Source organism: Bacteroides pyogenes DSM 20611 = JCM 6294, from assembly GCF_000428105.1.
GTDB classification, from domain to species: domain Bacteria; phylum Bacteroidota; class Bacteroidia; order Bacteroidales; family Bacteroidaceae; genus Bacteroides; species Bacteroides pyogenes.
In genome coordinates this window covers 13,239-27,636 of the sequence record NZ_ATZH01000012.1, presented here as the reverse complement: position 1 = coordinate 27,636, position 14,398 = coordinate 13,239, and the positions used below count along the sequence as shown (strand labels likewise).

Here is a 14,398-nt window from a genome sequence, read left to right as displayed (position 1 = left end):
TTATTTTATTTGCCTACATAGATATATACGGGGAAGTGGTCGCTGAAGCCGCCCTGAAAGTTATCGCCTACGAAGGTGCGCAGAGGGTATCCCTTGAACTGCCCCTCTTTCTGCTCCATGTAGTGCGCGTGGAAGATGTTTCCGTAGTATTTCGAGCCGCGCGCGCGTTGCAACTTCAGCGTGTTGCTTCCGCCCGTCACCAGATTGTCCGAAACAACGATGTTGTCGAAGATATTCCACGAATCCGAATAAGCCAATGTTCCGTATCCGGCTTTCAGCATCTCGGCATACGGGTTGTAGAGGTCGCCCTGTTTCAAGTCTTTTATCTTGTATTTGGCTCCCAGTCCTTCGGCTATGCTTTTGTCGGTAGGGTCGTCGTTGAAGTCGCCCATCATCACTACCTTGACGGCGGGGTTGTCACGCCTCACCGAGTCGGTAATGTGGCGCATCTGCCGGGCCACCGCCATGCGTTTCGATTCCGACGCTTCTTTTCCTCCCAGCCGCGAAGGCCAGTGAGCCACCATAAAGAAGAAGGGTTCTCCGCCTATCGTTCCCCACATCGACAGGATGTCGCGTGTTCTGAACTCAGGTTCGGGAATATCCGCCTTGAAAGGTTTTTGTCCCTGAATCTTGAACACATCGGGGCGGTAGAAGAAAGCCACGTCTACTCCGCGCGCGTCGGGCGAATCGAAGTGAACGATCCGGTAGTTGCCCGGAATGAGTTTCGGAGTCGCTATCAGATCTTCCAGCACCGTCCGGTTCTCAATTTCGGCTACACCGATCACGGCCGGATAATCTTTGTTCACGGCGGCAATGTCGAAGAGCACGCGCTCTATATTGCCGAGTTTCTTGTTATACTTCGCAGTGTTCCATCTTTTTGCTCCTTCCGGGGTAAATTCATCATCGAGAACCTCCGGGTCGTTGATGGTATCGAATAAGTTCTCGAGGTTGTAGAATACGATCTTGTAGGGTTTCTGAGCGAAGTTGAACGAAGTCAGAAACGCGAGGAGCACAAGGGTTAATAATATCTTTTTCATACGCAACGGCTCATTAGTTTATTCCCCATTTGGCGGGTTCTTTTTGTTTTTTCACAGATTCCGGCACTTGCGGGAAGAACTTGAAGCCTGTTTTGGCTTCGATGTCCGCTACTGTGGTGCAGATGGAACGTGGAGGCTGGATGTTTCCGTACGACCGGTGTTCCACCCAGAATCCGATAGACTGCAATTCCAGTTCCGAACAGTCCTTGATCGCTTTCCCGGTCTTTCCCGTTTTGGTGCGCAGCAGCAATTTGTAGTAATGCGTGGGAACCGGAACCGGTTTACCCATGCCGTCTGTTGTTGTCGAATATCCCTGTGCGAAGTGAGCGCCCGTTACCACGTACAACGTATCCGAACATTTGTTGCTACGGACTTTAGCCTCCAGTTGCGCCCACATGTCCTGATTCAGGCGGCTGGTTTGCGGAGTCATATTCGACATATAGAAAGTCTGCGCGTTCATTTCGTAGGTGCTCAAACGGTCGGCTGAGGCTATCTGGTGTCCCCGGTCGTAGGATCCGCGGTACGAACGTTCGATGCAGTTTGCCTGCACATCTTCCGGTATGATGGGGTCGAACGCCCATGCGTCCGTGCGTTTGCCGGTGCGCATATAAGCGGCGTGTATGGGATAAGCCACCCACAAAGCCGCTTTCTTGCTCTTGTCGAAGCAAAGCGAATAGTTTCGTACCCTTTTATTGTCCAGCGAAGCGTAATGAGTCACGTACTGATAGTCGGCGTTTTCCTTCATAGCCGGAATTTCCGCCCATACATCGAAAGCGGGCAGGTTCTGCTGCGAAGAGGCCAGCTGTGTCAGGGGGAAAGTTTGCGCTTCCTCCCCGTCGAACCGGAAAGTGACTTTTGCTTCGCGCTCTTCCCCTCCGTTATTCGTGGTATAATATACGTACAACACGTTGAGCCCCTCCTTCACCGTTCCTTTTGTCGCGGTGAGGGTGGCGTCGTTGTATCCGAACGAACACCATGCGCTCCCTTCGGTTATCTCCGCACTCCATGGAGTTCCCGCTGTTCCCGTGATGAGCAGCGCAAGCGAACCTTTGGTCGAGTTTACGGTAGACGATATCTTCCAGCGGGCTTCATTCGGCAACTTGGGAGAGTCGTCCGAACTTCCTTTGTCGCAGCCGTAAAGAGACAAAAAAAGAAGGAGAACACCCGGCAAACCGAAGTTGTAGAGCAAGCTATATTTGTTTAAGAATTTTTTCATTAATACGAGATAAAAAGGCTATCCGTCCGGTTGCATCCATCATTGCTTTCCGGACGGATAACAGTTTGTAATGTTAATATAATTGGAAGCCGCACATCACGCCGCGCGCTTTGGCTCCATCTCCTGTAAATTCGGCGTCGGTAGCGATTGTGATTGTAGAAGCGGCTGTAAGTCCGGTCAGATTGAAAGTGTAATAATCTTCATCGGTAAAGGTTACGGTAAATACGCCTGTACCCGTTAATGCGTCATTGCCGGAGATTTGCGGCGTCTTGTTATCGCCGTCTATACTACCTCCGCCGTTGACTTTGATGTATACGGTCATTTTTTCTCCTTTCCATGCGGCGCCATAGAACGAAAGCTTTTTATTGCCGGTAACGCCGAGCGCACCGGTAGTAAACATTCCGCTTTTTTTACTTGTTCCAAGTTTTAGTCCTTCAACCTCTTTGCCGTCTATGGAAAGGTCTTGCTTGTAAGCGTTTTTATTCTGCGCCGTGCTGCTGTTCAACAAGAACGGAGTCATTGACTCGAATACTCCCTTGGTGTCGTTACCTGCGCTTTTCCCGGCTACTTTGATCGCGACTTTCACGCTGTTTCCGCCGTTGATGCTGATGGTCAATTCCTGCTCAACCGCTTCGGTATTATTGTTCGCTTGAGCGGTGACCGTTACTTTGTTGCCTTCCAGTGTAGCGGAAAGGATGCCTGTCAGTTCGCTGATCGAGAGCTTGTTGCTTCCTTGGTTCGAAACATTTACTTCCAGTATTTGGCTTCCTCCTTCGGCTGTGAAGTTTACCGATGCGGGGGTGACAGATACGATTACAGGTTTATTGGATGCGAAGTCCTTCACATCATCCATGTTTCGCGGAGACAGTTGCGCATTGTTCTTGAACACGGTTGCGATACCGGTGATATTACCCTCCACTGCCGCAAACGGTTGTCCGACAAAAGCTTTTGCGTCCTTTTTGCAGAACACCGCAAACTCTTTTCCGGCAGCAGTGAATGTATGCGGACTTTCTACTCCCCATACTCCGGCGGCTTTGGGAGTCGCTTTTTCTATCGTTACGGTCATTCCCTGATAATCCGCCAATTTGTCCGGAGCAATGGCGAAAGGAGTAATGGTCGCCGTGCCTGTTTTCTCAACTTTTACCCACGTGTCTTTAGCACCGCCTGTGACTTCATACATTCCGTTATAGTTGACCACCTTGGCCAGTCCTTTATACAGGGTTACTTTCACCTTGTCGCCTTTTGCTAATTTCAAATCGCCCGAAGGTTCTACCTGATTTCCGTATAGCGTAATGCCGTTTTTGGGCTCTTGGCTGTTTTCGGTGGCAAGAATCAGGTTGTTGTTCGAGTAGTTGCCGCCTTCTACGTCATTCTGTACCACAGCCTCGAAGAAACGGTCGGCACTCGCGTCGATCACTGTCTGCGAAGGAGTCATCATGGCGATCAACTCGGGGATTGTAATGGCTTTGGGTTCTCCGGGAACCGGCGGTTCCGGCTCTCCGCCTTCGCTTAAGTCGATTGGGGTTCCTCCGTTTCCGGTAACCAGTGTCACATCGTCGATGGAGAATACCGAAGCCTCGTCGGCCGCGAATTTGATGTAAAGCGTGGCGGCTGCTTTGCTCAACGTGAAGTTTGCAGTGGCAAACACCCAGAATTCGTTCGCTTTCTTAATTTCGTAAGGTACGGCGGCGCTCCATTTCTCACCGTCTGCGCTGAGGTAGAAGTGGAATTTCTCCGGTTTGAACTCGTTGTCGTAAGTTCCGTTGTTGTTTTTGGAATAGTTTCCTCCGAAGGTCAGGCGAAGGTTGGTCTGCGATTCTTTCAGCGTGATTTTTTGTACCTCGAAGCTTGCGTTTGCCCCGAAGAACAACTTGGTTAAGCCTGACGCGCCTTCGTAGCCTTCACTCAATTTGCCCGATTTGCGAAGAGACGCTCCGCTTCCCTTATAAGTTACCGTTGCCGATCCTTCTCCGGATTTGTCCCATCCGTCGTACTCGTCGACAAAGGGATACTTGTTGTTGGCATCTTTGTCTCCCTTGGTTCCGAAAGTTTCTTTATAGATTAACGTTGCAGGAACGATCTGTCCGCGTTTGATGGTAAGGGTTTCAGACATCAACGGTCCTACTTTGTTGAACATTTCCACCACGATGTTCGCTTCGCGGGCTTCTCCGCCCGGAACGCTTACCTGAATTCTTGCGGAGCCTTCTCCTTCATATTGCGAGAGGGTCACCCATTTTTTGTCTTCTTCCGTTATGACAATTCTCCATTTGCGGTTGGTAGAGATTTCGAATGCGTCTTGCCCGCCTTCGACAGGCTGTCCGTTCGATTCTTCAAAGTTAAGAGTGGTAAGAGAGATATTGAGGAAAGGAGCCTCGGTATCTTCATTGTCGTCAACACAGCTTACGAAAGCCGTGCTCAACATTACAAGCATAAGCCCGTAGATTAGTTTAAGGAAATGTGAATTTCTCATATAATTGCTTTTATTAAATTAATTGTTCTTTCGTCAAAGTAATTGTCAAATCTCAGCCTTTCGAACTGAAATAGCCGAGCAAAGTTATTCGTTTATATGATATAAGCAAAGTTTCTGAGTGTTTTTTCGCTTTTTCATTCCGAACTTCCGGTATTGTTTCGGTAAAAGAGCGGAGATTGTCGGCAGATTCGTTTTTTCTCTCTCAAAACAGCATTTCCGATGAAAAGAAACAGAGCCTTTGTTTGGATGAAACGGAGGCTCTGTCCGGTGAAACAGAGGCTCCGTTTCGCCTCCGGAAAAAGGGCTTTCGGGCGAACACCAAATGGAACACTTTCTAGCCCCATGTAACTTGTTGTGGAATTGTCCGTTACGAAGGTTTCGTAATTGAAGGGCGAACGCTTAAGCGAACACTTAATAAATAAGGGAGATAATAAATATATTTTCTTCAAAAATATATTCTGATCGATTTTCGCGTTTTTGCCCGTTTTTTGTGGAACATTTCATGCGTCCGGATTGTTATTTCCCCAAGAAACTATTTATGCATGAATATATGAAAATTATCATTGTGGGCGGGGTCGCAGGAGGAGCTACCGCTGCTGCCCGTATCAGAAGAATGGACGAGAGCGCGGAGATCATTCTTTTAGAGAAAGGAAAGTATATCTCTTATGCCAATTGCGGACTGCCTTACTACATAGGCGGGGTGATCGAGGAGCGCGAGAACTTGTTTGTACAGACGGCGGAGGGATTTTCCACGCGTTTCCGTATCGATGTGCGCACGGAGAACGAAGTGACGGGTATCGACCGTGCGAGGAAGACGGTTACCGTGCGCCGGGGAGAAGAGACATACGAGGAGACTTACGACAAACTGCTGATTTCTACGGGCGCGACTCCCGTCCGCCCGCCTCTGCCGGGTATCGGCCTGGAAGGGATATTCACGCTGCGGAATGTAGACGACACGGACCGCATCAAGCGGCACATCGACCGCTGCCGCCCGCGCAGAGCCGTAGTGGTGGGAGCGGGGTTCATCGGGCTGGAGATGGCGGAAAACCTGCATGCGCTGGGGGCGAAGGTGTCTATTGTGGAGATGGCGGACCAAGTGATGACTCCGATCGATTTTTCCATGGCGTCGCTCGTTCACCTGCATTTGATGGAAAAAGGGGTGAACCTTTACCTGAACCGGGCGGTGGCCTCCTTCGAGAAAACGGACGACGGACTGAAGGTCTGCCTCAAAGACGGACATTCGATTGCCGCCGATGTGGTGATTCTTTCCATCGGAGTTCGCCCGGAGACTTCGTTGGCTCGTGCCGCAGGGCTGACGATCGGAGAGACGGGAGGCATCGCCGTGAACGATTATCTGCAAACTTCGGATGAGGCGATCTATGCCATCGGAGATGCGATAGCGTTCCGACATCCCATCACCGGAAAGCCTTGGCTCAACTATCTGGCGGGACCTGCCAACCGTCAGGGACGCATTGCGGCGGACAATATGCTCGGAGCGGGCATTCCTTACGAGGGGTCGATAGGCACGTCCATCGCCAAGGTGTTCGACCTGACGGTGGCTTCTACGGGGTTGCCCGGCAAGCGTTTGCGTCAGGAGGGAATCGAATATATGTCGGCTACTATTCATCCCAATTCGCATGCCGGATACTATCCCGGCGCAATGCCGATGAGCATCAAGATTACCTTCGGTAAAGAAACGGGGAGGTTATACGGCGGACAGATCGTGGGATACGACGGCGTGGATAAGCGGATCGACGAAATCGCGCTCGTGCTGAAACGGCAGGGAACGGTTTACGACCTGATGAAGGTGGAGCAGGCGTATGCCCCTCCTTTCTCGTCGGCGAAAGATCCGGTGGCTGTTGCCGGATATGTGGCGGAAGATATGATTTGCGGCAAGGTAGAGCCGCTTTACTGGAGGGAGTTGCGCGATGGGGGGACCGACGGCAAACTTCTGCTGGACGTCCGCACGCCGGACGAGTTTGCTTTGGGATCGCTGCCCGGAGCCGTGAACATCCCGCTCGACGAGCTGCGCGGCAGGCTGGGGGAACTGCCCAAAGACAGCATGATTTACGTGTTCTGCGCCGTGGGGTTGAGGGGCTATCTGGCATACCGCATATTGGCGCAGCACGGGTTTACGCAGGTGCGCAACCTTTCGGGAGGCTTGAAGATATATTATGCTGCCACAACTCCCATAGTGCCGTGTGAAGAGAATGCCGGCGGAAGCGGTTCCGCTTCGGGCAACGATGCGGCAGGTAAGACGGCAGCCAGGGGAGTAGTGCCGGTACGTGTGGACGCGTGCGGCTTGCAGTGTCCCGGTCCGGTACTGAAAATGAAGAAGGCGATGGACAGTCTCGCGCCGGGCGAAAGGGTGGAGGTTATTTCAACCGATCCCGGTTTCCTGCGCGATGCGGGGGCATGGTGCAACTCTACGGGCAACCATCTGGTTTCTACCGAATCGCAGGGCGGAAAAGCGGTGGTGGTGATAGAGAAAGGAGAGCCCAAGGCGTGCAATCTGGTGACTTCGTGCGACGATAAGGGGAAAACGCTGATTATGTTCAGCGACGATCTCGACAAGGCGCTGGCTACGTTTGTTCTTGCCAACGGGGCGGCGGCTACGGGGCAGAAGGTAACCGTATTCTTCACCTTCTGGGGGCTGAATGTGATTAAAAAGCTCCGGAAGCCGGCTGTGGAAAAGGATATCTTCGGAAAGATGTTCGCCATGATGCTTCCTTCAAGCTCGTTGAACCTGAAGCTTTCGAAGATGAGCATGGGGGGAATCGGCGGCAGGATGATGCGTTATATCATGAACCGCAAGGGAATCGATTCGCTGGAATCGCTCAGGCAGCAGGCGCTGGACAATGGAGTGGAGTTTATCGCTTGCCAGATGTCGATGGACGTGATGGGCGTGAAGCGCGAGGAATTGCTCGATGAGGTGACGGTAGGCGGCGTGGCTACGTACATGGAGCGCGCCGATAAGGCGAACGTCAACCTGTTCATCTGATCAGCGCGTCGTATATCGCCTGCTGGATGTGCTCGCGGATTTCGAGTGTCATGAGGCGGCGGTTGGCGGCGTCGGGATAGGTGCGGTTGCTCAGAAAGACATAAACCAGCCCGTTCACCGGGTCTGCCCAGGCGCAGGTTCCTGTGAAGCCGGTATGCCCGTAGGCTTGGGCGGGCGTGCCGGCAGCGCAGTTGCCCTTTTCGGGGTGCTGCGTGTCGGGCTTGTCGAAGCCCAGTCCGCGCCGGCTGATTTTGGATGTTTCGGTGGTAAACAGCAGGCAGGTCTCTTTGCTCAGGTAACGCTTGCCGTCTATCTCGCCTTGGTTCAGCAGCATCCGGTAAACCTTTGCCACATCGCGCGCGGTGGAGAACAGTCCGGCGTTCCCCGCTACCCCGCCGTGGAAGGCGCATGCCTCGTCGTGCACGAATCCGCGCAACGTCTCCTTCCGCAGGAAGAGGTCGGTGCTCGAAGGCACGATTTCCGTAGGCTTGAAGCGGCGCAAGGGGCGGTATGCCGTCCGTGCCAGTCCCATCGGTTCGTAGAACTCCTGCCGCAGATACTCGTCCATAGGCATTCCCGCCAGTTGCTCGGCCATCATCCCCAGCAAGATGAACCCTATGTCGCTGTACACATATCGTTTGGTTCCTGTTTTGGCTTCGGCGATTTGGGTTTTGATTACTTTTTCGAACGAAGCGTTGAGCCACCATTTTTCGGATATGCGGACGGTGTATCGCTCTTTTCTGACGGGTGAAATATATTCGCTCTTGAACCTGAACTTCGTATTCGCCCACGTGCCCGGACCGACAAGAAGCGTGTGGCTCGCGTCTTTGCGGCCGCTGAAGAGTTTTCCTTTGTAGCTGTCGTCGTCGATCGCCTCGCGGTAGAAAGGGATGAAAGAGGGCAGCCCCGACTCGTGGAACAGCAGCTCCTGAATGGTTATGTCTTTCTTGTCTGTCTGCCGGAGGAAAGGCAGATAGCGCGCTATCTTGTCGGTGAGGTTGAAACGCCCTTTGTCGTAGAGCTTCATCAGCGCCAGCAGTGTTCCGGTGGTCTTTGAAAGCGACGCCAGGTCGTAGAGGTCTGTGGGGCTTACCGGCGCGCTTCCTTTACCCGCCTGAGTGCCGAAAGTCTTGTCTACGAAAATATGTCCGTCTTTCATCACCACGATCTGGCAGCCGGGATAAGCCTGCTGCCGGATGCCGTCCGAGGCGATGGAGTCGATGCGCAGCAGCTTCGCGGAAGAAAGGCCGTACTCTTCGGGAACGAAATACGGAGGAGTCTGCGGGTCGACGGTCACTCCTGCTCCCGCGCGAAACAGTCCTCCGACGCTTGCGGAGAGTCGTCCGTCGGCGGTAGCTTTGCCGAACAGCACATCCGCCGTGCGTGTCATCACGTCTTTATGGGCGGTATGCGCCAGTACCACCGCCGAGGCGCGGTCTGTCGCACGGTGAATTTGCAGCATCGTTTTTCCGGGTGTGAAGAACAGGTAAACGGTAGGCGAATGGGGAGTAAACTTCGCGAAGAAAGGTTGGTAGGAAGCCAGACGCTGTTCGCTCACGGCGACAATGATCCGCTTGTAGGCGGAAAGCGAGTCTTGAAGCCGCTTGGCCTCTTCCGCCCGCAGGTCCGGACGCAGGCGAAAGCGGGTGATCGGCGCGTGTTCCGACAGTTGTCCGGCAAGCGCGTCCATGTTGTTTTTCGCGCCGACCTCCAAAAGGGCGACGCTCTGCTCTTTGTCCCCGTAAAGCGGTAACACCCGCTTTTTATTGTGCAGTACGGTGATTGCCGCCAAGTTCAGCTTGCCGATCAGGTCGGCCGTTTGCCGGGTATGGATGCGTTGCTCCAGTCCGGAGAGTTGCACATAAGGCTTTTCCTTCAGCCCCAACGCATATTTGTATGTCAGTACTTTGCGGCATTTGGCCTCTATCTCCTCCCGTTTCAGCTCGCCTTTTTCGATGGCGTCCATCACACTTGCCATCTCTTTCTTCAGGTTGCGCGGAGCCAGCACCATGTCGTTGCCGGCTTTTAAAGCCCGCACGCATACGTTGTCGTTTCCTGCGACTCCTTTCATGGCAAGGGCATCGGTGAAAATGAGTCCTTTAAAAGCGAAATCTTCTCTCAACAGCTTGTATACCACGTTGCGCGAGAGCGAGGAAGGAAGACCGCCTATCGGCTCGACGACCGGGACTTGCAGGTGCCCCACCATCATGCCTCCCAACCCGGCGCGTATGGCTCTTTTGAAAGGATAAAGCTCGATGCTGTCGAGACGTTCGCGGGTGAAAGGGAGTACGGGAAGCGCCTTATGCGAATCGATGTCCGTATCGCCATGCCCCGGAAAGTGCTTGCAGACCGACAGCACGCCGCCATCCTCCAGTCCGGCGGCATAGGCGATGACTTTATCCGCCACCCGCTTCGGGTCTTCCCCGAACGATCGGCTGTTGATTACGGGGTTATCGGGATTGATGTTGACGTCCGCCACCGGGGCGAAGTTTACCTGCACCCCGATTTGCCGGCACTGCCGCGCCATCTCTTTTCCGTATTCATAGATCAGTTTGTCGTCCTGAATACATCCCAGTATCATATTCCTCGGAAAAACGGGTGTGCCCCGCAATCGCATCGACAGCCCCCATTCGCCGTCGAAAGTAATCAGGAGCGGAATCTTGGCAAGGCGTTGCGCCTTGTTGGTCAGCACTGCTTGGTTTTGCAACGTTCCTCCCGAGAAGAGAAGCCCCCCGACGCCGTAGGTGTCGACCGCATCGTGCAGCACCGCGAGGTTTTGTTTGGTATTCACCGGCGCAATGGTGTGGATGAACAGTTGCCCCACCTTCTCCTTGAGGCTGAGCTTTTCCATCACCGAGTCTACCCAGTGGAGGCAGCGTTTGTCCTGAAGCACTTTTTGCAGCAGGCGCGGATTCCCGTCTGTCCGAAGCGATGAAGAACCGTTCGGAGGCGCGGATAAGGAAGCCGGTCGGTCCGACGCTTCCGGAGTGAAGCCCGGCTTCTGCCGTTTTTGTGTTGCAGATGCCTTCGCTGTTTTATCAGCTTTGCGTGACAGAGAGACCTCTTCCGCCCGCTTTGCTTGCGCGAGCTGTGTATGAAAGTGCGCCGGCTTCATTACGAATCCGGTGAGTGAAAGAAACAGCGCGGTGAACAGTGAAGGAATCAGTCTCATTTACGTGTTAAAGTTAAGTCGAGGCGTCCGACGCGTACTCCGTTCTTTCCGGTGTGCATCAGCCGTACCTCTTTTCCGTCGGCATTCAAATACGTTTTGGGGGCTTTCATGAAGGTGTGCGAGTGACCGCCCAGCACTACGTCGATATTCCGGGTGTCGGCTATCAGCCGTTCGTCGGTCTGTATACCGAGGTGCGACAGGCACACCACTACATCGCATCCCTCCGATTTCAGCAGGGCGGCGGTTTCGTTCGACACTTGAACAGGATCTTTGTAAACCACTCCTTCGCACTTATCCGCCTGAATCAGTCCGTCGGGTTTGGCTCCCAGTCCGAACACCCCGATGCGCAAACCGAACCGTTCGAGGATGATGTAAGGCTTCACCAGCCCCTTCAGCGGAGTATTCTCCAAATCGTAGTTGGAACATACAATGGGGAATGCGGCCATCTTGAACAGGCGCGCCATGTTCTCCAAGCCGAAGTCGAACTCGTGGTTCCCGATGGTGCAGGCGTCGTAACCCATTTCGTTCATCAGTTTCACCTCCACTTCGCCTTTGTATATATTATAATAAGGTGTACCCTGCGAGAAGTCTCCGCAATCGAACAAGAGCACATGTTCGTTTTCCTTGCGGAACCGGTTGAGGAAGGTGGCTCTGCGTACGAATCCCCCTTCTTTGTAATTCTTGTCTCCTTTCTGGTTGATGGGTTCGATGCGGCTGTGCACGTCGCTCGTCTGGAGAATGATAAGTTGTTTGGTTTTCTGTGCCGATGCGGAGAAACCGAATCCCCACACGAAGCACACGATGAGTAATGTATGCAATTTTTTCATATACACGGTATTGAAGTTTCGTTTATCTGATACTGATTCGCCCGTCGAGCTTCGAGGTAACCGCCTTTCCGTCGGCAGTCTGCTTCCGTACATAATCCAGAAACAGCTTGCGCAGTGTAGCGTTCTCGGGGCATTGGCGTTTCTCGGCTTGCAGCAAGGCGTCCATGCGTCCGTTGCCATCTGCCAGATAGTCGACGGTGGAGACGGTATAGAGCCGTTTGTCTTCTACCGGTCTGCCGCCCACGGTTGCGTTCAGCAATTCTCCCGTCCGGCTGATTTCGAGGCGGACGCCGCTTACTCCCTCTCCTTGCAGCGATGCGATGGATTGGAACAAGCGTTTCAGGTGCCGCCCTTCGATGGTGAGCACGCAAAGCGAATTTTCAAAGGGGAGAATCTCGTACACCGTTCCTACCGTTATATCGCCCTGAGGCAGAATGTTTCGCAACCCTCCCATGTTGATGAGTCCCATGTCGGCGGGCTTGCCCAACACTTGCGCCGCAGCGTCTCGGAGTACTTCCGCCACGAGGTTAGAGAGCAGGCTTTCGGGTATCTCCTTCTCCATTCTCATGGCGCTGGTCCCGATGACTTCGTACATCATGCGGTCGATCTCTTTCTTGTAGGGTTCCAATACTTGGCTTGTCTTTTCGTCGGGATTCCGGTCCCATGCCGAGTCGATGGTAATCATGCTGCCCGTCGCTTGGGATACGTAGTAGCGTGAGGCGGCTTCCCGCGGCGAATGGCACGATGAGAACGCCAACAGGCTTGTGAGCACTGCTGCCGCGAGAAACTTTCGGTAAGTTTGTTTCATGCTTGTAGCTTTTTGTTAGATCAGCCACAAATATACGAAAAACATTTGGCTATCTGCCAAATAATTCGTTACTTTGCACCGCTTTCGCGCAATCGCTGTCAAGAAGAGATGAGATGCTTGGTATGTTGCGTTGTAACGATCAAACAATTTAATAATAAACTACAATGGATTTAATTAAAATTGCAGAAGAAGCATTTGCTACCGGAAAACAGCATCCGAGCTTCAAAGCCGGAGACACTGTGACTGTGGCATATCGTATTGTCGAAGGTAACAAAGAGCGTGTACAGCTGTATCGCGGCGTTGTTATCAAAATCTCCGGTCACGGAGAAAAGAAGCGTTTTACTGTACGTAAAATGTCAGGAACAATCGGCGTAGAAAGAATTTTCCCGATCGAATCACCGGCTATCGATAGAATCGAAGTGAACAAGGTAGGTAAAGTTCGTCGCGCTAAGCTGTATTACCTGCGTTCTCTTACCGGTAAAAAAGCCAGAATCAAAGAAAAAAGAGTTTTGGGTTAATCCCTGCTCTTCGTTCGAGATAGAAAAGGAAATTCCGAAAGGGGTTTCCTTTTTTTGGGGGGGTGAGGAATATCCCCTTAATCGGCTGTTTGAAAAAAGGTGTCCGGCTAAAAAGAGGTATAAAATGTAAGGGGCTGTCCGGCTTTGAAGTGCCCTCCAAAAGTTTTTTGACCGACTTTTGGGGGATGCAGTTCGCTTTTCGGACAGCCCCTTGCTATGGCTTGCCGTTTCAAACCGAAAGACGCGAAGTCGTCCTGTTTGTTCGTTTCGGACGGGTTCGCCTCTTTTATTCTTTCAAGTCTTTCAACTCCCAAGCCAGTGCGCTGGCTCCCAGAACGGCGGCGTCCGAATCTCTGAGTTCGGAAACGAGCAATTTGGTTTTTCCTTTGTAGATATTGAGCACATTCTCGTCGATGGCCTTTTTAATCGGGTTCATGATATAGTCGCCCGATTTGGCGAGGCCGCCGAACAGTACGATTGCCTCCGGACTGGAGAAAGCGATGGCGTCTGCCAATGCTTCGCCCAGAATGTTGCCGGTAAACTCGAAAATCTCCTGCGCCAGTTTGTCGCCTTTTACGGCAGCGTCGTACACGTCTTTCGATGTGATGCTTTCGGCCGGAATGTCACGGAGCAAACTCGGCTCCGTACGTGCCGCGAGGAATTCGCGTGCCGTGCGGGCTACACCCGTGGCCGAGCAATAAGTCTCCAGACAGCCTTTGCGTCCGCAACCGCATACGCGTCCTTCGCGGCGTGCGATGACGTGTCCCAGCTCGCCGGCAAATCCGTCGTGCCCGTATACCATCTGTCCGTTGATGACGATACCGCTGCCTACGCCCGTACCCAATGTGATCATAATGAAGTCTTTCATACCGCGCGCTGCACCGTAAGTCATTTCACCGATGGCTGCCGCATTGGCGTCGTTCGTGAGCGCTGTAGGTATGCCCAGTCTTTCTTCGAACATGGCTGCCAACGGAAGAACTCCTTTCCAAGGCAGGTTCGGAGCAAACTCAATCGTTCCGGTATAATAGTTTCCGTTAGGCGCACCGATGCCGATACCCCTGATCTTCTCCGCACCACCATTGGCAACAATCAGAGGAAGAAGGTTTTTGCATACTTCGTCTGCGTATTCTTCAGCAGTGGGGTATCCTGCAGTCTTGATAGAGCTGCTGGCGATGATCGTTCCACGCGCGTCCACAATCCCAAAGACGGTATTCGTTCCGCCTATGTCAATACCTACTACGTAGGGTTTTTCCATGGTTGAATTCATCATATTTCTATATTTATAGGGTTAGTTAATTATTCCTTATTATAATTCACAAATTACGCAAAGAAGATTGAGTTAGCAAAAT

At 52.6% G+C, this 14,398-nt stretch carries 8 protein-coding genes and 2 pseudogenes; 3 read left to right on the top strand and 7 right to left on the bottom strand.

The window, feature by feature from the left end; genetic code table 11:
- Positions 1-5: 5 nt before the first annotated feature.
- The 3 genes from C234_RS0103705 to C234_RS15785 form a co-directional block, all read right to left on the bottom strand.
- Complete coding sequence (locus tag C234_RS0103705) at positions 6-1,037, bottom strand: endonuclease/exonuclease/phosphatase family protein (protein ID WP_027324672.1); 1,032 nt, start codon at positions 1,035-1,037, stop codon at positions 6-8.
- 13 nt (positions 1,038-1,050) lie between these two features.
- On the bottom strand, positions 1,051-2,253 hold the full coding sequence (locus C234_RS0103700) for a DNA/RNA non-specific endonuclease (protein ID WP_081688110.1): 1,203 nt from the start codon (positions 2,251-2,253) through the stop codon (positions 1,051-1,053).
- 73 nt (positions 2,254-2,326) lie between these two features.
- Complete coding sequence (locus tag C234_RS15785) at positions 2,327-4,723, bottom strand: DUF5689 domain-containing protein (protein ID WP_052001882.1); 2,397 nt, start codon at positions 4,721-4,723, stop codon at positions 2,327-2,329.
- 550 nt (positions 4,724-5,273) lie between these two features.
- Between C234_RS15785 and C234_RS0103685 the strand changes: the two are divergent.
- Both C234_RS0103685 and C234_RS18230 read left to right on the top strand, forming a co-directional pair.
- A pseudogene (locus C234_RS0103685) lies at positions 5,274-6,929 on the top strand (FAD-dependent oxidoreductase); the annotation flags it as partial.
- 75 nt (positions 6,930-7,004) lie between these two features.
- Positions 7,005-7,724, top strand: a pseudogene (locus C234_RS18230) (DsrE/DsrF/DrsH-like family protein); the annotation flags it as partial.
- On the opposite strand, the gene C234_RS0103680 reads toward C234_RS18230, so the two are convergent.
- The 3 genes from C234_RS0103680 to C234_RS0103670 all read right to left on the bottom strand — a co-directional run bounded on the left by C234_RS0103680 (position 7,717) and on the right by C234_RS0103670 (position 12,531).
- Positions 7,717-10,575: a serine hydrolase domain-containing protein gene (locus C234_RS0103680; protein WP_034538149.1), complete on the bottom strand. Its 2,859-nt coding sequence runs from the start codon at positions 10,573-10,575 to the stop codon at positions 7,717-7,719. The pseudogene C234_RS18230 and the gene C234_RS0103680 overlap by 8 nt on opposite strands.
- Positions 10,576-10,892: 317 nt before the next feature.
- Positions 10,893-11,723, bottom strand: a complete 831-nt coding sequence (locus C234_RS0103675) for a bifunctional metallophosphatase/5'-nucleotidase (RefSeq protein WP_027324668.1) — start codon at positions 11,721-11,723, stop codon at positions 10,893-10,895.
- Positions 11,724-11,745: 22 nt separating this feature from the next.
- On the bottom strand, positions 11,746-12,531 hold the full coding sequence (locus tag C234_RS0103670; protein ID WP_027324667.1) for a 5'-nucleotidase C-terminal domain-containing protein: 786 nt from the start codon (positions 12,529-12,531) through the stop codon (positions 11,746-11,748).
- A gap of 164 nt (positions 12,532-12,695) precedes the next feature.
- Between C234_RS0103670 and rplS the strand changes: the two genes are divergently transcribed.
- A complete protein-coding gene (rplS, locus tag C234_RS0103665; protein WP_027324666.1) occupies positions 12,696-13,049 on the top strand; it encodes a 50S ribosomal protein L19 in 354 nt (117 codons plus the stop codon).
- 286 nt (positions 13,050-13,335) lie between these two features.
- Here rplS and C234_RS0103660 read toward each other — a convergent pair whose 3' ends face one another.
- Positions 13,336-14,316, bottom strand: a complete 981-nt coding sequence (locus C234_RS0103660) for an ROK family protein (protein ID WP_027324665.1) — start codon at positions 14,314-14,316, stop codon at positions 13,336-13,338.
- Positions 14,317-14,398: the final 82 nt, after the last annotated feature.